At 67.3% G+C, this 22503-nt stretch carries 25 protein-coding genes and 1 other RNA gene; 14 read left to right on the top strand and 12 right to left on the bottom strand.

Features of this window, described 5'->3' with window-relative positions:
* Nucleotides 1-29 precede the first annotated feature (29 nt).
* The 3 genes from AC6CHL_RS11050 (at nucleotide 30) to AC6CHL_RS11040 (ending at nucleotide 2672) form a co-directional block, all read left to right on the top strand.
* A complete protein-coding gene (locus tag AC6CHL_RS11050; RefSeq protein WP_498294358.1) occupies nucleotides 30-638 on the top strand; it encodes an IMPACT family protein in 609 nt (202 codons plus the stop codon).
* The gene (locus AC6CHL_RS11045; protein ID WP_498294357.1) at nucleotides 631-2397 is read left to right on the top strand and encodes an ABC transporter transmembrane domain-containing protein; all 1767 of its coding nucleotides are present in this window, start codon (nucleotides 631-633) and stop codon (nucleotides 2395-2397) included. Before AC6CHL_RS11050 ends, AC6CHL_RS11045 begins: the two co-directional genes overlap by 8 nt.
* A gap of 71 nt (nucleotides 2398-2468) precedes the next feature.
* Nucleotides 2469-2672, top strand: coding sequence for a hypothetical protein (locus AC6CHL_RS11040; RefSeq protein WP_498294356.1), 204 nt, complete (start codon nucleotides 2469-2471; stop codon nucleotides 2670-2672).
* Between the two features lie 168 nt (nucleotides 2673-2840).
* Here the strand turns inward: AC6CHL_RS11040 and AC6CHL_RS11035 are convergent, their stop codons facing one another.
* The 6 genes from AC6CHL_RS11035 to hrcA all read right to left on the bottom strand — a co-directional run bounded on the left by AC6CHL_RS11035 (nucleotide 2841) and on the right by hrcA (nucleotide 10220).
* Nucleotides 2841-3950 (bottom strand): prephenate dehydrogenase, encoded by a 1110-nt coding sequence (locus AC6CHL_RS11035; protein WP_463600771.1) that lies wholly within the window; start codon nucleotides 3948-3950, stop codon nucleotides 2841-2843.
* Nucleotides 3947-4855: a pyridoxal kinase gene (pdxY, locus tag AC6CHL_RS11030; RefSeq protein ID WP_463600770.1), complete on the bottom strand. Its 909-nt coding sequence runs from the start codon at nucleotides 4853-4855 to the stop codon at nucleotides 3947-3949. The genes AC6CHL_RS11035 and pdxY overlap by 4 nt, the downstream gene beginning before the upstream one ends.
* Nucleotides 4856-5142: 287 nt before the next feature.
* Nucleotides 5143-6276, bottom strand: coding sequence for a molecular chaperone DnaJ (gene dnaJ, locus AC6CHL_RS11025; protein WP_038688919.1), 1134 nt, complete (start codon nucleotides 6274-6276; stop codon nucleotides 5143-5145).
* 161 nt (nucleotides 6277-6437) lie between these two features.
* On the bottom strand, nucleotides 6438-8366 hold the full coding sequence (dnaK, locus tag AC6CHL_RS11020; protein ID WP_448133446.1) for a molecular chaperone DnaK: 1929 nt from the start codon (nucleotides 8364-8366) through the stop codon (nucleotides 6438-6440).
* A gap of 186 nt (nucleotides 8367-8552) precedes the next feature.
* Nucleotides 8553-9068: a nucleotide exchange factor GrpE gene (gene grpE, locus AC6CHL_RS11015; RefSeq protein WP_038688923.1), complete on the bottom strand. Its 516-nt coding sequence runs from the start codon at nucleotides 9066-9068 to the stop codon at nucleotides 8553-8555.
* Between the two features lie 84 nt (nucleotides 9069-9152).
* Nucleotides 9153-10220, bottom strand: a complete 1068-nt coding sequence (gene hrcA / locus AC6CHL_RS11010; protein WP_038688925.1) for a heat-inducible transcriptional repressor HrcA — start codon at nucleotides 10218-10220, stop codon at nucleotides 9153-9155.
* 111 nt (nucleotides 10221-10331) lie between these two features.
* Here hrcA and recN point away from each other — a divergent pair, with 111 nt between their 5' ends.
* Nucleotides 10332-11993, top strand: coding sequence for a DNA repair protein RecN (gene recN / locus AC6CHL_RS11005; protein WP_498294355.1), 1662 nt, complete (start codon nucleotides 10332-10334; stop codon nucleotides 11991-11993).
* Between the two features lie 268 nt (nucleotides 11994-12261).
* On the opposite strand, the gene AC6CHL_RS11000 is transcribed toward recN, so the two are convergent.
* A complete protein-coding gene (locus tag AC6CHL_RS11000) occupies nucleotides 12262-13179 on the bottom strand; it encodes a LysR family transcriptional regulator (protein ID WP_498294354.1) in 918 nt (305 codons plus the stop codon).
* A gap of 95 nt (nucleotides 13180-13274) precedes the next feature.
* Between AC6CHL_RS11000 and AC6CHL_RS10995 the strand changes: the two genes are divergently transcribed.
* Complete coding sequence (locus AC6CHL_RS10995; protein WP_498294353.1) at nucleotides 13275-14498, top strand: SGNH/GDSL hydrolase family protein; 1224 nt, start codon at nucleotides 13275-13277, stop codon at nucleotides 14496-14498.
* A 25-nt stretch (nucleotides 14499-14523) separates the two neighbouring features.
* On the opposite strand, the gene AC6CHL_RS10990 is transcribed toward AC6CHL_RS10995, so the two are convergent.
* Both AC6CHL_RS10990 and fur read right to left on the bottom strand, forming a co-directional pair.
* Nucleotides 14524-15003: a CPCC family cysteine-rich protein gene (locus AC6CHL_RS10990; protein WP_498294381.1), complete on the bottom strand. Its 480-nt coding sequence runs from the start codon at nucleotides 15001-15003 to the stop codon at nucleotides 14524-14526.
* A 171-nt stretch (nucleotides 15004-15174) separates the two neighbouring features.
* Nucleotides 15175-15591 (bottom strand): ferric iron uptake transcriptional regulator, encoded by a 417-nt coding sequence (fur, locus tag AC6CHL_RS10985; protein WP_038688936.1) that lies wholly within the window; start codon nucleotides 15589-15591, stop codon nucleotides 15175-15177.
* Between the two features lie 103 nt (nucleotides 15592-15694).
* On the opposite strand from fur, the gene AC6CHL_RS10980 reads away from it, so the two are divergent.
* On the top strand, nucleotides 15695-16090 hold the full coding sequence (locus AC6CHL_RS10980) for an outer membrane protein assembly factor BamE (protein ID WP_038688937.1): 396 nt from the start codon (nucleotides 15695-15697) through the stop codon (nucleotides 16088-16090).
* Nucleotides 16091-16107: 17 nt separating this feature from the next.
* Here AC6CHL_RS10980 and AC6CHL_RS10975 read toward each other — a convergent pair whose 3' ends face one another.
* Nucleotides 16108-16368 carry an RnfH family protein gene (locus AC6CHL_RS10975; protein WP_498294352.1) on the bottom strand — a complete coding sequence of 87 codons (261 nt, stop codon included), beginning with the start codon at nucleotides 16366-16368 and terminating at the stop codon, nucleotides 16108-16110.
* Between the two features lie 3 nt (nucleotides 16369-16371).
* A complete protein-coding gene (locus AC6CHL_RS10970) occupies nucleotides 16372-16800 on the bottom strand; it encodes a type II toxin-antitoxin system RatA family toxin (RefSeq protein ID WP_128096163.1) in 429 nt (142 codons plus the stop codon).
* A 59-nt stretch (nucleotides 16801-16859) separates the two neighbouring features.
* Between AC6CHL_RS10970 and smpB the strand changes: the two genes are divergently transcribed.
* From smpB to AC6CHL_RS10930, 8 genes are all read left to right on the top strand, one after another.
* Nucleotides 16860-17363 (top strand): SsrA-binding protein SmpB, encoded by a 504-nt coding sequence (smpB, locus tag AC6CHL_RS10965; RefSeq protein WP_038688943.1) that lies wholly within the window; start codon nucleotides 16860-16862, stop codon nucleotides 17361-17363.
* A complete protein-coding gene (locus AC6CHL_RS10960; protein ID WP_498294351.1) occupies nucleotides 17360-17797 on the top strand; it encodes a GNAT family N-acetyltransferase in 438 nt (145 codons plus the stop codon). Before smpB ends, AC6CHL_RS10960 begins: the two co-directional genes overlap by 4 nt.
* 91 nt (nucleotides 17798-17888) lie before the next feature.
* Nucleotides 17889-18248 (top strand): hypothetical protein, encoded by a 360-nt coding sequence (locus AC6CHL_RS10955; RefSeq protein ID WP_038688945.1) that lies wholly within the window; start codon nucleotides 17889-17891, stop codon nucleotides 18246-18248.
* Between the two features lie 49 nt (nucleotides 18249-18297).
* Nucleotides 18298-18660, top strand: coding sequence for a DUF6713 family protein (locus AC6CHL_RS10950; protein WP_463600764.1), 363 nt, complete (start codon nucleotides 18298-18300; stop codon nucleotides 18658-18660).
* Between the two features lie 89 nt (nucleotides 18661-18749).
* On the top strand, nucleotides 18750-19820 hold the full coding sequence (locus AC6CHL_RS10945; RefSeq protein WP_498294350.1) for a tetratricopeptide repeat protein: 1071 nt from the start codon (nucleotides 18750-18752) through the stop codon (nucleotides 19818-19820).
* A 115-nt stretch (nucleotides 19821-19935) separates the two neighbouring features.
* Nucleotides 19936-20335: a transfer-messenger RNA gene (gene ssrA, locus AC6CHL_RS10940) on the top strand.
* Between the two features lie 155 nt (nucleotides 20336-20490).
* On the top strand, nucleotides 20491-21183 hold the full coding sequence (locus AC6CHL_RS10935; RefSeq protein WP_498294349.1) for a tyrosine-type recombinase/integrase: 693 nt from the start codon (nucleotides 20491-20493) through the stop codon (nucleotides 21181-21183).
* Entirely contained in the window at nucleotides 21102-21674 is a 573-nt protein-coding gene (locus tag AC6CHL_RS10930) for a tyrosine-type recombinase/integrase (protein ID WP_498294348.1), read from the top strand. The genes AC6CHL_RS10935 and AC6CHL_RS10930 overlap by 82 nt, the downstream gene beginning before the upstream one ends.
* Before the next feature lie 21 nt (nucleotides 21675-21695).
* On the opposite strand, the gene AC6CHL_RS10925 is transcribed toward AC6CHL_RS10930, so the two are convergent.
* Nucleotides 21696-22475 (bottom strand): hypothetical protein, encoded by a 780-nt coding sequence (locus AC6CHL_RS10925; protein WP_498294347.1) that lies wholly within the window; start codon nucleotides 22473-22475, stop codon nucleotides 21696-21698.
* Between the last annotated feature and the right edge of the window lie 28 nt (nucleotides 22476-22503).

Raw genomic sequence — 22503 nt, 5'->3', positions numbered from 1 at the left:
ACCCACGGTCGTCACCTACAATGGTGGGAATGCCCGATACGCTCGCCACCGTCGTCAGCCACAGCCTGGAGATCAAGCACAGTCGCTTCATCGCGCATGCCGCGCCGATCGACACGGCGGGTGCCGCGCTGGCGTTCCTGCAGCAGGTGGCGATCCCCGATGCCACCCACAACTGCTGGGCCTACCGACACGGCAGCGAATACCGCTCCAGTGACGATGGCGAACCGGCCGGCACCGCTGGCCGACCGATCCTGGCCGCCATCGATGGCCAGGGCTTCGACCGGGTGATGGTGGTGGTGATCCGCTGGTACGGCGGGATCAAGCTGGGTGCCGGCGGCCTGGTCCGGGCCTACGGAGGCACGGCGGCCGAATGCCTGCGTACCGCGCCGCGCCTGCCACTGGTGGCCCTGACCCGCTTGCACGTGCAGGCTGCATTCGAGGACCTGGGCGCCTTGCATGCCGCGCTGTCCAGCCATGCGGCCGAGAAACTCGATGAATCCTTTACCCCGTCCGGGGTGGAAATGCAGGTTGAATTGCCGGCCGACCAGGCCGAGCCGTTGAAAAACCGCCTCCGCGACGCCACCCGTGATCGTATCCGCATCCAACGATGCACCGAACCAGGCCCCCTTGATGACTGAGACCACCCCCGCCCCGACCCCCGCGCTGCGCCGCCTGGGCAGTCTGGGCACGCTGTGGCCGTTCGTCCGTCGCCATTCGGGGCTGTTCACTGCCTGGCTGGTCGCCCTGGCGGTCTCGTCGGCGGCCACGCTGAGCCTGCCGCCGGCGGTCAAGCTGATGATCGACCATGGCTTCAACAACAACGGCCAGATCAATCGCGCGTTCGGCCTGCTGTTCCTGGTCGCGGTGGTGATGGGGCTGGCCACCGCCGCGCGCTTCTTCTTCGTGTCGTTGCTGGGCGAAAAGGTCGTGGCCGACCTGCGCAGCCAGCTCTACACCCACCTGATCACCTTGGGCGCCGGCTTCCACGACCGCAGCCGCAGCGGCGAACTGGTGTCCCGGCTGACCGCCGACAGCGAGTTGCTGCGCAGCGTGATCGGTTCCACCATGTCGGTGGCCCTGCGCAGCAGCGTGACCGTGGTTGGCAGCCTGGTGATGTTGTTCGTCACCAGCCCGCGTCTGGCCGTGTGGTCGCTGCTGGGCATCCCCCTGGCCGTGCTGCCGGTGATCATCGGTGCACGCCGCCTGCGCAACATCGCCCGCGCCAGCCAGGACCGCGTCGCCGACGCCAACAGCCTGGCCGCCGAAACCCTGGGCGCGGTGCGTACCGTGCAGGCGCATGCACGCGAGCCCTATGAACGCGGCCGCTTCAACGTCGCGCTGGGCGAATCGATCAAGGCCGCGCGCCGGCGCATCGGCGCGCAGTCGATCGTCACCGCCACCGCCATCGTGCTGGTGTTCGGCGCCATCGTGGGCGTGCTGTGGCTGGGCGCGCACGATGTCAACGACGGCCGCATGACGGCCGGCACGCTTGGCCAGTTCGTGCTGTACGCGATGATCGGCGGCGGCTCGGTCGGCGCGCTGGCCGAGGTCTGGAACGAACTGCAACGCGCCTCCGGCGGCATGGGACGGATCGCCGAACTGCTGCAGGAAGACATCGAGATCACCGCACCGGCCAACCCGGTGCCGATGCCCCTGCCGCTGCGCGGCGAGATCCGCTTCGACAACGTGGTGTTCCACTACCCGCAGCGCCCGGACACCGCGGCACTGGAAGGGTTCGACCTGCATGTGCGGCCCGGCGAGACCGTTGCCCTGGTGGGCCCTTCGGGCGCTGGCAAGAGCACGGTGCTGTCGATGCTGCTGCGTTTCCACGATCCGGCCACCGGCAGCATCCTGGTCGACGGCGTGGATGTACGCCAGGTCGACCCGGCGCAGCTGCGCGCGCAGATGGCGCTGGTCCCGCAGCAGCCCACGCTGTTTGCCGCCACCGCCCTGGACAACATCCGCTACGGCCGATTGGAAGCCAGCGATGACGAGGTGCAGCGCGCCGCCGAGGCCGCCGAAGCCGACGAATTCCTGCAGGCACTGCCCGACGGTTACCTGAGTGAGCTGGGCGAGCGCGGCGCGCGCCTGTCCGGTGGCCAGCAGCAGCGCATCGCGATCGCACGGGCGCTGCTGAAGGATGCCCCGATCCTGCTGCTCGACGAGGCCACCAGTGCACTCGATGCGCAGAGCGAGCGCGCGGTGCAGCAGGCGCTGGAACGGTTGATGGCGGGGCGTACCACGCTGGTCATCGCCCACCGCCTGGCCACCGTGCTCAAGGCCGACCGCATCGTGGTGATGGACCACGGCCGCATCATCGCCCAAGGCACGCACGAACAACTGCTGGCCGAGGGCGGGCTGTACGCGGAGCTGGCACGCCTGCAGTTCATCGATTGATGACGCACCGCTAACGCGGCCGGTTGCATGGTGCGCAGGTCACAGGTCGATGCCACTGCAGGAGGTGCTTCATGTCGTTTCGACAGTTTCCCGCTACCGACGCCACGGGCGAAAGCTACGTCATCATCGAGTTCAAGCAGGACGAAGCGGCCGCCGCACCGTCGGCTGCGGCCGCGGACGCGAACGTCCGCTACGAGCTGGCCGATGGCCGCCACCTGGTCCGCGATGGCCGTCAGTTCCGCACCCGTGGCGGCGAATTGACCCTGACCACCTGAGCGCGCGGCGCGCCGGATCGGCGCGACCCAAAAAAGTTTGCGACAGGCTGGTCATTTTATGACCAGCCATCTTGACAGCCTTTGCCTGCAACGGCTGCACGCGGTTATCCACATGTTTGTGCGCAACTCATCCACACCCCCTGTGGATGAATGCGGCGTTGCAGCACGTCAGCGCGGCAGAACCCGGCCGATGCCGGTGGCATCAATTTCCACGGCGGCGCGCTGCAGCGCCTGCACATCGCTGCCGGCCACGAAGCCAACACGGAAATGCACTTCCCCGCCCGGCGTGCGCGAGGAGTGGATCGACGCCAGGCTCACCGCGTGCCGCTCGAACACGTGCAGCAGTTCGCGCAGCGAACCGGGCCGGTCTTCGGGAAGATGCACGCTGATGGCATTGCGCTCGGTCAGGTCGGCCAGCAGATAGCCCACCCGTTCGAAGGTGTAGTTGCCTTCGGCCAACACCGTTTCGCCTTGACTGTCACGGTTGTCCAGCAGCAGCTGCTGCCGGAACGCCGCACGCGCGGCATCATCGCCCTGCCCGACCTGCGCGCGCAGCTGCTGCAGCTGGGCCAGCAACCGGTCCAGCATGGGCGCCACGTGCGGGTTGCCGAACTGGATGTCCTCGTAGATCGCCGGGTTCAACGACAGGATCCGCGCGATGATCGCCGTGTCCAGTTCGAACGACGCCGAGCGGTACGGCATCAACGCGGGCAGCGCGCCCAGCAGCGGCGCGTACTCGCGCAGCACGCCGGCCTGGGCAAGGTGGGTGGCATGCACCATTGCCTGCACCAGCGCCATCACCTGGTCGTGGTGCTCGGGCGTGGCGCGCACGCATTCGGCTTCCAGCGCGTCGCACAACTGCTGCACCCACGGCTGCCACCGCGCCAGGCGCGCCTCGCAGACCACCATCACCCGGCCTTTCAGCGTGGGCGCCTTGGGCGGTGCGGTCATCGGGTGCAGGCCTACCACCTCGGCCTGCGAGGCCAGCATGGCCGCCACCGGCGCGCTTTTCACCGAGGTCACGTCCAGCCACAGACGCCCGGCCTCGCGCCCGGCCGAGCGCGCGACGTAGTCGGCGATCAGCGCCGGCGTGTGCCGGATCGGCGCGGAGAAGACCAGCACATCGGCCTGCTCCAGCAGCTGGTCGGGCGTGTGCGACTGCGGGTCGGCGGGATCGTGGCCGATCACCTCCACGCCCATCCGCTGCTGCAGGAAACCGCGCAGCCAACGGCCATACGCGCCGGCACTGCCGACGATGCCCACTACCCGTGCGCTCACGCGATGCGCTCGGGCACGAAGCGCTGCGGCAGCGCCAATGCGGCCGGTGCGGCGGCCAGCACGTCGAACTCCTCGTGGCCATTGGCCAGCGTGGTTTCCAGCGCGACGTGCACGCCGGCGATGGCGCGCGAAATCGACTGTTCGAAGGATTCGCCGCGCAGCAGGAAGGCCACCAGCAGCGACATCAGCACGTCACCGGTGCCGGCCACGTCCACCGGCAGGTGCGGCGAGGACCAGCGCCAGATCGCCTCGCGGCTGACCGCCAGCGTGACCAGCTGGCCGGGCTCGCCGCCCACACTGTGGGCCAGCACCCACTGCGGGCCACGCGCCAGCAGCGCCTGCGCGGCGGCGATGGCATCGTCTTCGGCGAGGCTGGGCATGCCGGTCAGGCGGCCCAGCTCGAAGGCGTTGGGGGTCACCAGCCATGCATGCGGCAGCAGCCGCTCGGCGAAGATGGCTTCCAAGCCGGGTTCGACGTAGGGGCCGGTGTGGGTGTCGCCAATCACCGGGTCCAGGCAGTAGCGCAGCTGCGGCGCGGTGGGCAGCACCTGGTCGAGCCAGTCGGCGAAGGCCGCACCATTGCCGACGCTGCCGAAGTAGCCGGACACCAGCATGCGGGCGCGCTGCGGCAGGCCGCGTTCGCTGGCCCCCAGCAGCAGCTCGGCGAACCAGTCGGCCGGCAGCACGCGACCGCGCGTGGTCGGATAGAACGGCGCATTGCTGAGCAGCGTGGTGGGCACTTCGGCCACGCGCACGCCCAGCGCGCGCAGCGGCGGCACGGCCGCACTGTTGCCGGCGTAGCCATAGACCAGCTGCGACTGTACCGAGATGACGTCGACCGGCGACGGACCGTCCGGGCGCTGGCGGCGTCCATGGACCAGATGGCTTTCGAGGGATTCGTTCATACGGCCATTTTACGCCCCGCGCCGCGCCGGTAGAGCCACCCCATGGGTGGCTGCGCTGTCCCGCCGCACCCCACGGGTCGCTGCGCGGAGCCGGTCCACCGGTAGAGCCACCCCATGGGTGGCTGTCGACCCACCTGATACCGCGTGCAGCCACCCATGGGGTGGCTCTACCTTGGGCCGGGCGGTGCAGCCACCCATGGGGTGGCTCTACCCCCCCGTCGTCGGCGCACAGAAAAGGCCCGCTGTTGCCAGCGGGCCTTGAGGTGCATCACAGGAACCGGCCCCGCTTACGAGGTCATCCGGTCCCAGAAGCCCTTCACGCCGTCGATGAACGTCGCCGATTTGGGCGAGTGCTTGCGCGCTTCTTCGCCGGTGAAGGTGGTTTCAAACTGTTCCAGCAGCTTGCGCTGCTCGGTGGTCAGGTTGACCGGCGTTTCCACCACCACGCGGCAGTAGAGGTCGCCTTCGCTGCGGCTGCGCACCGACCGCACGCCCTTGCCGCGCAGGCGGAACAGCTTGCCGGTCTGGGTTTCAGCCGGAATGCGGATTTCCGCATAACCGCCCAGGGTCGCCACGCGGACGGTATCGCCCAGGGCCGCCTGCGAAATCCGGATCGGCACTTCGCAGTGCAGGTCGTCGCCGTCGCGCTGGAAGATCGCGTGCTCGCGCACCCGCACTTCCACGTACAGGTCGCCCGGCGGCGTGCCGGCCGGACCGGCCTCGCCTTCGCCCGACAGGCGGATGCGGTCGCCGGTATCGACGCCCGCAGGCACCTTCACCGACAACACCTTGTCTTCCTCCACACGGCCGTTGCCGTGGCAGGTCTTGCACGGGGTCTGGATGATCTTGCCGCGCCCGTTGCAGTTGTGGCACGCCTGCTGCATGGCGAAGATGCCGCGCTGGATGCGCACCTGGCCGTGGCCATGGCACACGCTGCAGGTGTCCACCTTGCCGTCTTCGGACCCACTGCCATCGCAGTCGTCGCACTCGGCCAGGGTCGGAATCTCGATGCGGCGCTCCACGCCCATCACCGCTTCTTCCAGGTCCAGCTCCATCACGTAGCCGACATCGGCACCGCGACGGGCCTGGCGCTGACCACCGCCGGCAGCACCGCCGAAGATGTTGCCGAAGATGTCACCGAAGATGTCGCCCATGTCCGGACCACCCGGGCCACCACCGCCGCCCCCCATCCCATGCTCGAACGCAGCGTGGCCGTGGGCGTCGTACATGCGGCGCTTGTTGGTGTCAGACAGGGTTTCGTAGGCTTCCTTGCACTCCTTGAAGGAGGCTTCGGCCGCCGCATCGCCCGGATTGCGATCCGGGTGGAACTTCATCGCACAGCGGCGATAGGACTTCTTCAGCTCTTCTTCGCTGGCGGTGCGGGACACGCCCAGCACTTCGTAATAGTCGCGCTTGCTCATAACTTGAATCGGTATCCGGAGGTCGGGATTCGTCAAAGCGGAAGAGCGGAACCACGTCCGCTCTTTCGTCGGGCGCCCCGACAAACCGTGTTACGGCTGCCAGGACCCAGGGAAAACGACAACGGGACGTTGCCTGCGCAACGCCCCGTGTCTGGGCCGGATCAGGACTTCTTGTCGTCCTTGACTTCGGTGAACTCGGCGTCGACCACATCGTCGTGCGCGCCGTTGTTGGCACCGGCGTCCGGGCCCGGGGCAGCACCGCCCTGATCGGCCGCGGCCGATGCAGCGAACAGCGCCTGGCCGGCTTCTTCCAGCACCTTCGACTTGGCTTCGATCTGCGCCTTGTCGTCGCCCTTCATGGCGGTTTCCAGGTCGGCCAGGGCCGACTCGACCTTGCCGATCACATCGCCACCGACCTTGCTGCCGTGCTCGGTGATCGCGGTACGGGTACCGTGGATCAGCGCGTCGGCCTGGTTGCGGGCCTGGACCAGCTCATGGAACTTCTTGTCTTCTTCGCGGTTGGCTTCGGCATCGGCGACCATGCGCGCGATCTCGTCCTCGGACAGACCCGAACCGGCCTTGATCTCGACCTTCTGTTCCTTGTTGGTCTTCTTGTCCTTGGCCGACACGTGCAGGATGCCGTTGGCGTCGATGTCGAAGGACACTTCCACCTGCGGCATGCCGCGCGGCGACGGCTCGATGCCGGACAGGTCGAACTTGGCCAGCGACTTGTTGAAGCGGGCCTGCTCGCGCTCACCCTGCAGCACGTGCACGGTCACGGCCGACTGGTTGTCCTCGGCGGTGGAGAACACCTGCGAGGCCTTGGTCGGGATGGTGGTGTTCTTTTCGATGATCTTGGTGAACACACCGCCCATGGTTTCGATGCCCAGCGACAGCGGGGTCACGTCCAGCAGCAGCACGTCCTTGACGTCGCCGCCCAGCACGCCGCCCTGGATCGCCGCACCCAATGCCACGGCTTCGTCCGGGTTGACGTCCTTGCGCGGTTCCTTGCCGAAGAACTCGGTGACCGCCTGCTGCACCTTCGGCATACGGGTCTGGCCGCCGACCAGGATCACTTCGCTGATGTCGCTCGAGCGCAGGCCGGCGTCGTTCAGCGCCACGCGGCACGGCTCGATCGACTTCTTGATCAGCTCTTCCACCAGCGCTTCCAGCTTGGCGCGGGTCAGCTTGATGTTCAGGTGCTTCGGGCCCGACGCGTCCGCGGTGACGTACGGCAGGTTCACTTCGGTCTGCTGGGCGCTGGACAGCTCGATCTTGGCGCGCTCGGCGGCGTCCTTCAGGCGCTGCAGGGCCAACGGATCCTTGCGCAGGTCGATGCCCTGGTCCTTGTTGAACTCGTCGACCAGGTACTCGATGACGCGGTTGTCGAAGTCTTCGCCGCCCAGGAAGGTGTCACCGTTGGTGGCCAGCACTTCGAACTGCTTCTCACCGTCGACGTTGGCGATCTCGATCACCGAGACGTCGAAGGTGCCGCCGCCCAGGTCGTACACCACGATCTTGCGATCCTTGTTGTCGCCCTTGTCCAGGCCATAGGCCAGCGCCGCGGCGGTCGGCTCGTTGATGATGCGCTTGACTTCCAGGCCCGCGATGCGGCCGGCGTCCTTGGTGGCCTGGCGCTGGCTGTCGTTGAAGTAGGCCGGCACGGTGATCACGGCCTCGGTGACGGTTTCACCCAGGTACGCTTCGGCGGTCTTCTTCATCTTCTCCAGCACGCGGGCGGAGATTTCCTGCGGGGCCATCTTCTTGGCGTCGCTGGTCTGGACCCAGGCGTCGCCGTTGTCGTGGGCCAGGATGCCGTAGGGCACGTGCGCGATGTCCTTCTGGACTTCAGCGTCGGTGAACTTGCGGCCGATCAGGCGCTTGACGGCGTAGAAGGTGTTCTTCGGGTTGGTGACAGCCTGGCGCTTGGCCGAGGCGCCCACCAGCACTTCGCCGTCCTTGGTGTAGGCGACGATCGAAGGCGTGGTGCGGTCGCCTTCCGAATTCTCGATGACGCGGGCCTTGCCGCCGTCCATGATCGCCACACACGAGTTGGTGGTGCCGAGGTCGATACCAATGATCTTGCCCATGAGGGAGACTCCTGAAATGTCGGGGAACATCCGGCAGTTGCCGGGTTATGAATGGGATGTGTGGGACGCCGGGAGGACTTTCAAGCCACCCACCAAACACAGTGTCCGATGGCGGCCCAACGTGTTCAGCGTCCGTAGAGCCGGGCTCTGCCCGGCTGGCTGATGCCCGGCTGGCCGACGCCCGGATCAGTCGCGGGCCACGACCACCAGGGCCGGGCGTAGCAGGCGATCGTTGAGCAGGTAGCCCTTCTGGAACACCTGGACCACGCTGCCGGGTGCCGCGCCGGGCGCGTCGACCTGGCTGATGGCTTGGTGGTGGTCCGGGTTGAAGGCCTGGCCGGTTGGGTCGAGCAGGGTCAGGCCATTGTCGGCGGCGACCTTGAGCAGTTGCTTGTAGGTCAGCTCCAGGCCTTCGCGCAGCGGGCTGGGCTCGGCACCGGCGCTGTTGAGGCCGGCGTCCAGGCTGTCGAACACCGGCAGCAGTTCGCCCAGCAGCTTTTCATTGGCGAAGCGGCGCGCCTGTTCGACGTCGCGGGCCACGCGCTTGCGCTGGTTGTCCAGGTCGGCGCGCTCGCGCAGCGACTCGGCGCGCAGCAGGGCCACTTCATTGTGCAGGCTGTCCAGCTGCTGCTGCAGGGACGGCTCGGCAGCCGGTTCACCGGCGGGATTCTGGGATGCGATATCAGGCTGATCTTGGTTCATTTCCGGATCCTTGGCGGTGACTCTCCGCCTCCACCCACCCCTATGTGGGCGCGGGGTCCCGTTTCAAGAGTCCAGCGGTGGGTTTTATGTGCGATCGCGGGACAATCCGCCGCCGGCCGGGTCGGCCAACGCCGCGCCCAGCACCTGGGCGGTGGCCTCCACCAGCGGAATCATGCGGTCGTAGGCCATGCGCTTGGGCCCGATCACCCCCAGCACGCCCAGCACCTGGCCGCCGGCCGAATACGGCGCGGTCACCAGCGACACCCCTTCCAGCGGCATCACCCCGGTCTCTTCGCCAATGAAGATGCGTACCCCCGGGGCCTGGATGGTGCGCTCGAGCAGCTGCAGGATCTCGCGCTTGCTGGCGAACACCTCGAACAGCTCGCGCAGCCGCTCCAGGTCGGACAGGTCCTGCACGCCCATCAGCCGGGTCGCGCCGGCCAGCACCATGTCGTCGGCCGGCGGCACCAGCGCCTGTTCGGCCAGCTCGATGCCGTGGGCCAGCAGCTGCTCCATTTCCGACTGCGCGTCGCGCAGCTCCAGCAGCAGCCGCTGGCGGATCTCCGACAAGGGCCGCCCGGCGCAGTTGGCATTGAGATAGTTGGCCACCTGCTCCAGCTCGCCGGGGCCGAAGCTGCGGCGGGGCTCGATCACCCGGTTCTGCACTTCGTTGTCGGCAAACACCAGGATGGCCAGCACCCGGCGCGCGTCCAGCGCCACGAAATCGATATGCCGGAAGGCGAACTGTTCACGCCGCGGCGCGCTGACCACGCCAACGAAGTGGCTCATTGCCGACAGCAGCTCCGAGGCACTGCCCAGCAGGGCTTGGGTGCCACTGCCGCTGGCCAGTTCGGTGCGCAGCCGGCTCAGCTCGCCCTCGCCGGGCGGCTGCATCTTGACCAGGCTGTCCACGAACACCCGGTAGCCGTGCGCGGTGGGCACCCGCCCGGCCGAGGTATGCGGCGAACTGAGCAGGCCCAGGTCTTCCAGATCGCCCAGGATGTTGCGGATGGTGGCCGGGCTGACATCCAGCCCGGCCAGCCGCGCCAGTGTCTGCGAGCCGACCGGCTCGCCGTCCTGGATGTGGCGGGCGATCAGCGTCCGCAGCAGGTGGCGGGCGCGGGGCGCAAGATGTGACGCAGTGGGGTGCATGGAATCAGCCTGTGAGACGCCATCCTAGATAATGGCTCCGGGGACCGAAGGCAAGTTATTGGAGCTGTCCCCGCCCCATGCTAGCGTTGCGCGGCTCAAGAACAGACAACCATGCTCAAACATCTATCGATCAAGGATTTTGCCGTCGTCCGTGCTACCGAACTCGAATTCGGGCCGGGCATGACCGTGGTGTCCGGCGAAACCGGCGCCGGCAAGTCGCTGATGGTCGACGCCCTCGGCTTCCTGTCCGGGCTGCGCGCCGACAGCGGCGTGGTCCGCCACGGCGCCGCCCGCGCCGAACTGTCGGCCGAATTCGCCCCCGGCGAGGACGCCCCGGCGCGGCGCTGGCTGCGCGAGAACGAACTGGACGACGAGGACCAGTGCCAGCTGCGCCGGATCATCCGCGCCGATGGCGGCTCCCGCGCCTGGATCAACGGGCGCCCGGTCACCCTCACCCAGCTGACCGAACTGGCCTCGACCCTGGTCGAAATCCACGGCCAGCACGAACAACAGGCCCTGCTGGCGCGGCCCTCGCAGCTGGCGCTGCTGGACGCGTTCGCGCGCAACGACGCCGAGCGCAGCCAGGTCCGCCAGGCCGCCGCACGCTGGCAGGCGCTGGTGGACGAGGCCGAAGCCTTGTCGCGCCAGGGCGATGTCAGCGACCGCATCGGCTATCTGGAACACCAGCTGGGCGAACTGCAGCGCGAAGACCTGGAGCCGGCCTCGATTGCCCAGCTGGGCAGCAGCCATCGCCGCCAGGCCCATGCCAGCGCCCTGATCGCCGCCTGCGATGTCGCCGTGGCCCGCCTCAATGGCGACGAGGACACCTCGGCGCTGCAACTGCTGCAGCAGACCCGCCACGAACTGGCCCGCGTGGCCGAACACGACCCGCGCCTGGGCGAGGTGGACGCCCTGCTCGACAGCGCCGCCATCCAACTGGACGAGGCACTGGCGCTGCTGGACCGGGTGCATGACGACCTGGATGCCGACCCCGAGCAGTTCGAGGACATCGAACGCCGGCTCGGCCGCCTGCACGACCTGGCGCGCAAGCACCGGGTGCCGATGGAGACGCTGGGCGAGCACCGCGACGCGATGGAAGCCGAAGTGGAGCAGCTGCGCGGCGCCGACACCCGTCTGCAGGCGCTGGCCGGCCAGATCGAGCGCGCCGCCGGCCAGTGGCAGACCGTGGCCGACACGCTCACCGCCAGCCGGCGCAAGGCCGCCACGGCGCTGTCGGAGACCACCACCACCCTGATCGGCGAGCTCGGGATGGGCGGCGGCCAGTTCCTGATCGAAATCGAACCGCAGCCCGTGGCCAAGCCCGACCCGAACGGCGCCGAGCGCGTGGAGTTCCTGGTGGCGGCCAACGCCGGGCAACCGCCGCGTGCGCTGCGCAAGGTCGCCTCGGGCGGTGAACTGTCGCGTATTTCGCTGGCCATCGAGGTGGCGGCGCTGGGCCTGGACGCGGTGCCGACCATGGTCTTCGACGAAGTGGATTCGGGCATCGGCGGCGCCGTGGCCGACATCGTCGGGCACAAGCTGCGCGCCCTGGGCGAGAAGCGCCAGGTGCTGTGCGTCACCCATCTGCCGCAGGTGGCCTCCAAGGGCCACGCCCATTACCGGGTCAGCAAGGCACCGGTGGACGGCATGACCCAGAGCGCGGTGGAAAAGCTGGACCCCAAGGCCCGCGAGGAAGAACTGGCGCGGATGCTGGGCGGGGTCGAAGTCAGCAAGGAAGCCCGCGCGGCCGCGCGCAAGCTGCTGCAGGTGTGAGGCCGGGTACCGACCAACGGTCGGTACCTACCCGTGGCGGCACCTCGCCCGGTAGTGCCGGCCGCTGGCCGGCTCCTCGCGGACCCACTGCACCTCGCCCGGCAATCCCGGCCGCTGGCCGGCTCCTCGCGGACCCACTGCACCTCGCCCGGCAACCCCGGCCGCTGGCCGGCTCCTCGCGGACCCACTGCACCTCGCCCGGCAATCCCGGCCGCTGGCCGGCTCCCCGCGATGCCGGCCCCGCGCGATGCATCCACCCGCACGCCGTTCACCCCAACGGCTTGGCCAGATCCACGTGGCCCATCAGGTAATCCAGCAGCGCACGCACCCGCAGCGGCAAATACCCGCCCTGCCCCTGAAACACCGCGTGCACCTCTTCCAGATCGCCCGGATTGGCCATCTCCAGCACCGGCAGCAGGCGCCCGGCCGCGACATCAGCCTGCACCTGGAACGCCGCCAGCCGCGCCAGTCCCACGCCCCCCAGCACCAGCCGGCGCAACGCCTCGCCATCGCTGGCACGCGCACTGCCGCCGGTCTGCACCACCTGCCGCTCGCCATCGACCACCAGCGGCCAGCCGGACTGCGCACGCGGGTGGGCGATATCCAGCCGGTTGTGCGCCTGCAGGGCGTCGGCGCTCTGCGGCATCCCATGCCGCGCCAGGTAGGCGGGCGCCGCCACGATCATCATCCGCGTCGCGCCCAGCCGCCGCGCCACCAGGCTGGAGCTCTTCAATGGCCCGGCCCGCACCGCCACGTCGGTGCGCTGCTCGAGCAGGTCGATGACCTCGTCGGTCAGCACCACGTCCACGCCCACCTGCGGATGCGCGACCAGGAAGCCGGGTAACAGCGGCAACAGAAAGTGGTGCCCGAATGGCACGTTGGCATTGACCCGCAGGCGCCCGCGCGGCTCGGCATGGGCACTGGCGCAGCGCTCGGCCTCGTCCAGGTCGGCCAGCACGCGCAGCCCGCGCTCGTAAAACGCACAGCCCTCGGGGGTCAACTGCAGCTGCCGGGTGGAGCGCTGCAGCAACCGCGTGCCCAACCGCTGTTCCAGCCGGGACACCAGCTTGCTGACCGCCGAGGGACTCAGCTCCAGCGAGCGCGCGGCGGCCGAAAAGCCGCCGGTTTCGATGACCCGGACGAACACTTCCAGTTCGCCGGAACGGTTGATGTCGGTGCCTGCCATGTGATGAATCCAGTTCACAGATGATTGTCCGTGCGCAGTCTAGTTCACAGATGCAGCGAAGATCACGATGGCCGTCCCCTCCAACGGATCGCCCGATGAACGCCCTCACCCGCTTCACCGCCATGGCCCTGCTCGCCGCATCGACCTCGGCGTCGGCCCAGCCGCCTGCCACCTGGGTAGCCAGCTGGCAGGCCAGCCCACAACCGGTATGGGACGCGTCGTTCCTGTTTCCCACCTTGGTCCCAGCCGCCCTGGAAGGGCAGACCTTCCGCCAGACCGCCCGCCTCAGCCTGGGCGGGGACCAGCTGCGGGTACGCCTGAGCAACGCGTATGGCACCGCGCCACTGCAGATCGGCGCGGCCAGCGTGGCCGGCGCTGACGGCCAGGCACCGCTTCCGCTGACCTTCGACGGGCGGGCCGGCACGCAGATCGCACCCGGCAAGGCGCGCCTGAGCGACCCCGTGGCGCTACCCACCCGCGACCGGCAGGCCGTGCAGGTCAGCGTCTACGTTCCCGCGAATACCCCGCTGCACACGTTCCATTGGGACGGCCGGCAAACCGCATCGATCGGGGCCGGCGATCAGACTCTGGCGCCGCAAATGGATCCGGCATCCACCACCACCGCGCGCCTGTTCGTGACCGGTATCGAGGTGCAGGCCGCCGCCGGCGCCCGCAGCGTGGTGGTGATCGGCGACTCCATCACCGATGGCGCCACCGCCAGCCTGGACCGCGACCAGCGCTGGACCGACCACCTGGCCGAACGGCTGGCCCCGCGCGGCGTGGCGGTGGTCAACGCCGGCATTTCCGGCGGACGCCTGCTGCGCGATGGCATGGGGGAATCGGCCCTCGAGCGCTTCCAGCGCGACGTGCTCGACCAGCCCGGCGTCGCCAGCGTGATCGTGCTGATCGGCATCAACGACATCAGCTGGCCCGGCACCGCGTTCGCCCGGAACCAGGCCCGGCCCACGCTGGGCGAACTGCAGGCAGGCTATCGCGCGTTGGCCACGCGCGCCCACGCACGGGGCCTGCGCGTCCTCGGTGCCACCCTGCCCCCGTTCGCCGGCGCCCTGCCCGGCACGCCGCTGGACGACTACTACGCCGCGGACAAGGACGCGCTGCGCCGCCAGCTCAACGCGTGGCTGCGCACCGACAGCCCGTTCGACGCGGTGATCGACCTCGACGCGGCGCTGCGTGATCCGGCCGATCCCTCACGGATGGCGGCTGCTTACGACTCCGGCGACCACCTGCATCCGGGCGATGCGGGCAACCGGGCGATGGCCGAGGCGGTGGATCTGGAACCGATTCTGATGCGCCCGTGATATCCAGCGAGCGCCGCAGGGCGTCTCAATCCGGTCGTCCATCTGGCATTCGTGCCCGCCTGTACCAACGGCCTCGACTGTCGATCCGCTCGCTGACGCGTACCCGAACGTCCTGCAGCGAGGCGCGGTTGGGCGCGCTGTACAGAGATGGGTCGTGCGCGCCTTTGCCATCGTCCTCCCAGGTGCAGACAGGGCAGATGTCATATTCACCCCGCTGGGAGAGGGTCAGGAACCCGCAGCAGGGGCAGGCCTCCAGCGGCGGCTCATTGCCGACCACGGCCACCGGTCGCCCCATACAGGCGGACAAATGCGTCTCAAGGGCCTCGTTTGAGACCCCCAGAAGGACCACCTCGACGAAATGCCGCAGCAGGAACGCCTGCGCCGCCTCGTCGAACACACTGCCGTAGGGCAAGGGCTGGCCAGACGTCTCATCTAGATAGTCCGCAGACAGATGGTCCTCCAGCTCGGCTGTCGACAGCTGTGACAGGCGATCCACCGCCAACACGGCCAATGCAGCCGACCTTCCAACGCTACGCATTCCCGCTTCCCCGCATTCCGCACAATCCCTCAGAGTCGCGCCATCCGAAGACGCCGTCGAGGCCGATGGCGACGGTGACGGATAACGAAAAACCCCGGGCATGCCCGGGGTCTCGTCACACTCGGCTGTTCAAGGGGCTTACTTGCGCTTCTTGCGCACGTACAGCACCAGCGAGTGCTCTTCCAGCTCGTAACCGTGGTCCGCCGCGATCTTGCGCTGCAGCTCCTCGATCTCGTGGCTTTCAAATTCAATGATCTTGCCGCTGTCCACGTCCACCATATGGTCGTGGTGGCCGCCGCGGTCCAGTTCGTAGACGGCCTGGCCGCCCTCGAAGTTGTGCTTCAGCACCAGGCCGGCGGCCTCGAACTGGGTCAGCACCCGGTACACCGTGGCCAGGCCGATCTCGTCACCGTGCTCCAGGAGCTGGCGGTAGATGTCTTCGGCGGTCATGTGGTGCTGATGATTCTGGGCATTGCGCTGCTCAAGCAACGCCAGGATCCGCATCCGCGGATGGGTCACCTTCAGGCCGACTTTGCGCAGGTCGTGGGTTTCCATAGTTCTCCGTTCATTGGCGATTTAGCGCCAGCTGCCTCGGATTGGGTCGCGGCGACGCGTCGTGAGTGTATCATCGACTGGATTTCCCCAAACGCCATTCCCGATGCGCAATCTCCTGCTGGTCGCCGCCGTTGCCCTGTCCACCACGGGCTGCGGCATCATCTATAAGCAACCCATCTATCAGGGCAACCTGATCCGGGAGCAGGCCGTCGGTCAGCTGCAGGTGGGCCAGAGCAAGCAGCAGGTCAACGCTCTGCTCGGCACCCCCTCGATCCCGGACCCGTTCCACGCCCAGCGCTGGGACTACACCGCCAGCGAGCGGGTCAACCGCCTCGGCCAGACCGAAGTGAAGAACTTCACGGTCTACTTCGAGAATGACCAGGTCACCCGGTGGGACGGCGAGTACTTCCCCAACCAGGATGCCGAGCTTGCCAAGTCCAGCGTGCGCCAGTTCGGCCGCAACCTGGCCAAGGACAAGAAGAAGCAGCGCGGCCGCTGAGCCAGCCTGACCCGGCTTCAGCTGCTGGCGCGGGCGCGCCGGCGGCGGTTGTCCTTGGGATCGGCCAGCAGCGGACGCAACAGCTCGACCCGGTCTCCCTCGCGGAGCAGCTGGGTCGGGTGGGCCAGCACCCCGTGCACGGCCACCGCCGGGCACAGCGCACTGCCCTCCAGCGCAGCGGCCGCGATGGCCTCGCCAACCGTGGCCGTGGCGGGCAACTGCAGCTGCCGCGACACCACCCGGTCTGGCCAGGCCAGCACCACCTCCACCGCAATCACGGCTCAGTCCTGCGCATCGGCGACGCTGACGAAGTCATTGACCATGCGGTCGGCCAATCCCTGGAAGCCCAGCGCCAGCGCCGGCCCCAGCAGGCGCGAGGTAGGTTCGAACTCCAGGGTCAGGCTGACCTTGCAGGCATCCTCGGCCAGCGCATGGAATTCCCAGCGCCCGTGCAGGCGCTTGAACGGCCCGTCGCGCAGCTGCATATCAATGCTGCTCGGGCGCTGCAGGGTGTTTTCGGTCATGAACCAGGTCGAGAACGCGCCCAACCCCAGGTCCAGGCGCGCCACCAGGCGGTCCGGTCCGGATTCCAGGATCTGCGCAGCCGAACACCAGCGGAAGCGGCGCGGATAGGCATCGATATCATTGACCAGGTCAAACATGCGGGCAGCCGAATGTTCGACCAGGGCACTACGGCGGATAGTTGGCATTTCGATTACTGATTGCTGATGAATCGACCGGGGAGGCCCGAATCGGAGACAATACGGACATGAGCAAGAACAGCGGCAAGGATAAAGCAAAGAGCGCGACGGCCAACAAAACCATCGCGCTCAACAAGCGTGCCCGCCACGAGTACCACATCGAAGATCGCTTCGAGGCCGGCCTGGCCCTGCAGGGCTGGGAGGTCAAGTCGATCCGCGCCGGGCGCGGCAACATCGTCGATGCATACGCCTACGTGCGTGATGGCGAGATCTTCCTGATCGGGGCACAGATCACCCCGTTGATCCAGGCCTCCACCCACGTGGTGGCCAACGACCGCCGCGAGCGCAAGCTGCTCCTGCATCGCAGCGAGATCGACAAGCTGATCGGCCGGGTCCAGCGCGACGGGTACACGATCGTCCCGACGGCCATGTACTGGAGCAAGAACAAGATCAAGCTCGAGGTCGCCCTGGCCAAGGGCAAGCAGACCCACGACAAGCGCGACGCCGAAAAGGACCGCGACTGGGCCCGCGAGAAGTCGCGGACCATGCGCCGCCACAACCGCGACGCGTGACCGCCCCTGCCCCGCCACCCCGTATCGAACCGGCCACGGCCGACGACGCGGCGGCGGTGTTGGCCGGGCTGCGTGCGTTCAACCACGCCGCCTGTGGCACGGCACTGGACGACCAGCCCCTGCATCGGGTGATCCGCGACGCGGATGGTGTGCCCTGTGCCGGCCTGGTAGCCGATGTCTACGGCGGCTGGCTGATGGTGCACGCCCTGTGGGTGGACGCCAGCCAGCGCGGCCGTCGGCTGGGCCAGACCCTGCTCGCCGATGCCGAGCAGCAGGCGCTGGCGATGGGGGCCCATTCGGCCATGCTCGATACGTTTTCCTGGCAGGCCGAGGGCTTCTACCTCAAGCAGGGCTACGAGATCTTCGGGCGGCTCGACGACTTTCCGCCCGGGCATCATCGAACCTACCTGCGCAAGCGGTTGATCGGCGCCTGAGCGCACACGACCGGGCCACGCGCACGGCATTTTCCCGCAGCGCACCCACAAGTGTCAGAATCCCCGCTTATTACCCAGGCTGGAGCGTTGCGTGACACAGGAAATCCCCCAGGAAACCACCGCGAGCGCGGACCCGATCGCTGAAATCAAGGCCGATATCGCCGCCTATGAGTCGATCTTCGCCGAGCTGACCCGCGCGATGGACCCGGCCGCCCTGCTCAAGGTGCTGACCTACCTGGTGCGCAATGCCAAGCGCGACGCGTCCGAGAACCAGACCTTCGATACCCTCGAGCACCGCCGCCTGGTGGCACGCGTGGACGCGCTGATGGCGCAGGTCCAGCCGGAAGCCCGCAAGCAGGCCATTTCCCAGCGCAACGAGCAGAACCACCAGCGCAAGCTGAAGGCCAAGCACCAGGCCGACAGCAAGCGCCAGCGCGAAGGCAAGCGCTGAACCACCGCGGCACGCAGACAGAACAGGAACGGACGCCTGCCGGCACCTCATGGAAAAGAGTTACTTCGCCACATTGCTGGCACTGATCGTGCACCAGATCGACGCCGCCTACTGGCATGAGTGGGACCTGTTCCACCTGCCGGGCGGCGTGCAGGGCTACCTGCTGTTCAACCTGCTGGCCCTGCCGGTGCTGCTGCTTGGCTATCGGCACGTCGTACTGGGCAGCCCGCAGGCGCGGACGTATGCGCGGATCTGCGCGGCGCTCGGGATCGCCACCTTCCTTATCCACGCCGGCTTCGCCGCCGCCGGCGAGCGCAGTTTCCACCTTCCCCTGTCCATCGCGATCATCGCGGCCTGCCTGCTGGCCGGCCTATGGCTCGGGTGGCGCAGCCGGCGCACCGCGTCGGCCTGAGCCAGTCCACGCCGCCGGCAACGGCAGGCCCTGTACGTATTACCGGTCGCCCGTTCGGGATGCACCCCATTCCGCAAAGGACATTCACGATGCGCACGTTGACCCCACTGCTGTTGTTCGGTGCGTTGGCCGCCACGGCGACCGCGGCGACGGCCGCCAGGCCCGCCGCCATCCCCGCGATGCACGCCTGCACGGCTGACGAAGCGGACCGCCGACGCATCGCGGACGACCGCATGGAAACCCCCGATGACGCCGCCAGCATGAGAGGCACGGCCCTGCAGGAACCCGACGGCACCTTCGCGGCGGATCTGGTGCTGGCCCAGGCCGGTGATGCGCCTGCCCAGAACCGGGTGGGCCACGCCTACGCCACGGGAAGCGGCGTCCTCCGAGATCCGGATGAGGCCCTGCGCTGGTACCAGCGTTCGGCGCACCAGGGGCTTCCCGCCGCCCAGTCCAGCCTGGCCGAGGCCCATCTGTTCGGACTGGGTACGCCGCCCGACCTGACCCGCGCGATCACCCTGTACCGCCAGGCCGCCGCGCAGGGCAATGCGGAGGCGATGCGCCGGCTGGGTGACATCCACGCCATCGGCGGCCCCATCAACCGCTACAACCGCTACCCCGCCGGCGCCCAATGCATCGCGGTCGACCTTCCCGAAGCGGCGCGGTGGTACGTGAAGGCGGCCGAGGCGGGCGACGCGTTCGCCCAGGAACAGCTGGCCATCGCCTACCTCGCCGGGCTCGGCGTCGACCCCGATCCGGTGCAGGCCGAACGCTGGCTGGAGGCGATCGGGAAGGAGCGCCGCGCCCATGCGGTGTTCTACCTCGCCGACCAGTACCTGTATGGCCGCGGCGACGTCGTGCCACAGGACCTGGCCAAGGGCGCGCATTACACGTTGATCGCCGCCGAACTGGGCCACCCGCCCGGTCTGGCCCAGCTCGGCGCGCTGCACGAGTACGGCACGGGCGTCGAGCAGGACGACGTGAAAGCCTACGCCTACGCGCTGGCGGCGCACGATGAGGGGCTTCCGATCGACGACCGCCAGTTCGCCAACCAGGTGGCCATGTTCCAGGCCCGCATGACCGAGGCCCAGCAGGCCGAAGCGCTACAGCTGTTCCGCAGCATCCGCCAACTGCTGCACAGCGAAGGGACCTACCTGTAAGCCCGCCCCCGCGCGCGCGGACGCGCTCGCGTGACTGTTCAGCTGGAGTGGAGTAGCATTGGCCCCGTCAAGTAGCGTCTGGGTCGCCAGATGTCTTGCGGTTCTTGAAGAAACCGGGGGTGCATTGGTTTCGACGGGGGTTGTGAAGTTACTTGGTGCATGCCGAGGGGGCAGCTTTCCTCGTTAATCCAGCAGCAAACTTTTAGTTGCCAACGACGACAACTACGGTTCGGACTTCGCAATCGCCGCCTAAACAGCAGCAGTTGCTTTAGTTCTACAGCCGCCTAAGGCGAACCCCCGAACCTACTTGTGCCCGTGCTCGTAGATGTAGGGTCATTATCACGGAACCGGTTGTGATGGCTGCCTGTCAGTCACGACTTAACTAAAGCAGGCTGGTCCTGGGGTGCGCTTTGCACGCCGTGCTGCCACAGGGCGAGATTCAACGGCGAGCTAAGCATGTAGTACCGGGGATGGAGTGCCTTCGGACGGCGGTTCAATTCCGCCCACCTCCACCAATGACGGGTTCGAAAGAATCCGAAGAAGCCCGGGAATCCTTACACAATAAGGGTTCCCGGGCTTTTTTATTTCCGGTTTCGTTCGGACCAGTGCGTTGCAGGTCGTGAGACCGTGGGGGCATATTCTAGGGCATCGATCCCATGCCCCCAGTCAGATGCCCCCACTTGCCGATCTGGCCTTGCGGCGCGCCAAGTCGGCCGAAAAGACCCAGAAAATGTTCGACGGCGGCGGCCTGTACTTGGAGATCTCTCCTAAGGATGGCCGATGGTGGCGCCTCAAGTACAAATTCGACGGAAAAGAGAAGCGTCTGACCCTCGGCGTCTACCCGGACGTGCCCCTTGCCCTTGCCCAGCAGCGACGCGAGGATGCGCGCCAGATGCTCGCTCGGGATATCGATCCAAGCGAACACCGGAAGGCGGTAGCACAAGCAAAAGCCGAGCTCGGGGCCAACACCTTTGAAGTGACAGCGCGCGAGTGGCTTGGCAAGCGAGATTGGGTGCCGAAGTGCTCGGTGAAGCTCGTTGCGCGGATGGAGAACGGCGTCTTCTCTTGGATCGGGTCCGGACCGGTAGGCGAGCTGACTGCCCCAGACTTCCTGCGGGTTGCTCGACGCATCGAAGCCCGGGGCGCGATCGAGTCTGCCCACCGGATCATGCAGAACTGCGGCCAGATCATGCGGTACGCGATCGCCACCGGGCGCGCGGAGCGAAATACCGTCGCCGACCTTCGCGGAGCCCTGCCCCCTGCCTTTGATCGCATGCGGCCGTGGTCGACCCGGTTGAGCTCGGGGAGCTGCTGCGTGCCCTGCATTCCTACCAGGGTACGATCATCGTCCAGACAGCGCTGAAGCTGGCACCCATGCTGTTCGTCAGGCCCGGGGAGCTCAGGCAGGCAGAGTGGGCGGAGATCCATCTCGACGACTCTCTATGGAGCATCCCGGCAACTAGAATAAAAATGCGGCAGGCGCACCTTGTCCCGTTGCGCAGGAAAGCTGTGGACTTGCTGCGGGAGCTGCATCCCCTAACCGGGCGCGGCCGGTACGTGTTACCCGGGGCCCGCAGCGTCAAACGACCGATGTCAGAGGCCGCCGTGCTAGCTGCTCTTCGGGTAATGGGATTCGACAAAAACACGGTAACTGGCCACGGGTTCCGGGCCGCCGCGCGCACCCTACTTGACGAGGTGCTGGGCTACCGGCCAGACATCATCGAGCACCAGCTGGCGCACGCAGTAAAAGATCCGAACGGCAGGGCCTACAACCGTACGACGCACTTGGCCGAGCGGACGCAGATGATGCAACGGTGGGCCGACTATTTGGATGAACCTCGCGGAGCCACCTGATGCATGAGCTCCGCGTCGCCGTCACGCGCTACCGCCGAGCAGTGGATCTGGGCCGTACCCTCCGTAACGTGCTGAGTCATCCTGGAACTTGATGATTGCCGCCTCCAATGTATCGACGTGCGGCTGTGATCCAAATGCTTTTGCGGCTGCAATGAAAGTCAGTCCGCCTCTGTAGAAATAGTTCCACAGATCGTGCTCATGCTCTTTCCGCCGAAAGTCCGGACCCGCGGACACTTTGAATCGTCCGTCTCGATGGTCATACATCTCCATCACGTTCGGCGCAGCGGCATGCACAAAGCCAGAGTAAGTTGCACTTAGTCTCTTCGCGATCTTTCCGGCAGTGCTGGGATCTTCCCAGTCCCTGTGTAGCGCAGCGTGGATCTTTTCCCGGCGGACCTGTCGTGGCTTTTTCACCTCGGTTACATCCGCAGGGTCGAGATGATCGTCTGCCCAGAAAGCGGCTAGGAATTCCTCATGTCTACTGGTCATCCCGTGGAGAATTCCCAACGCCAGGAAAGTTGCGTCGTCCCCGGCCTCATCGGCCATGCGTTCGAGAGCGCCTTGCGCCATCACTAATCCGGCCTCGCAAACTTGAATGGCGCCGTTCAGGAACTGGAGCAGCGCTGCCAATTTAAGCAGCATCGCGTGGTGAACGTCCTTCTTGGAAAAGCGTAGAACGTATCCGTCCCCTTGGCGGTACGGCACGGGCGGCGTCATTCCCCCTTCAAAATCTTGAAAGATAAGCTCCAGACGGGTGAGAAAATCCCTGCAGGGGCGAATGCTGTTGGCGTCATACTCCATGCGCTGCCTCTATCCTCAATACTCAGAG

The sequence above is a fragment of the Stenotrophomonas sp. GQ19 genome (assembly GCF_059758695.1).
Note: the sequence above shows the minus strand (reverse complement) of the source record. Positions and strands in the feature narration are given on the sequence as shown.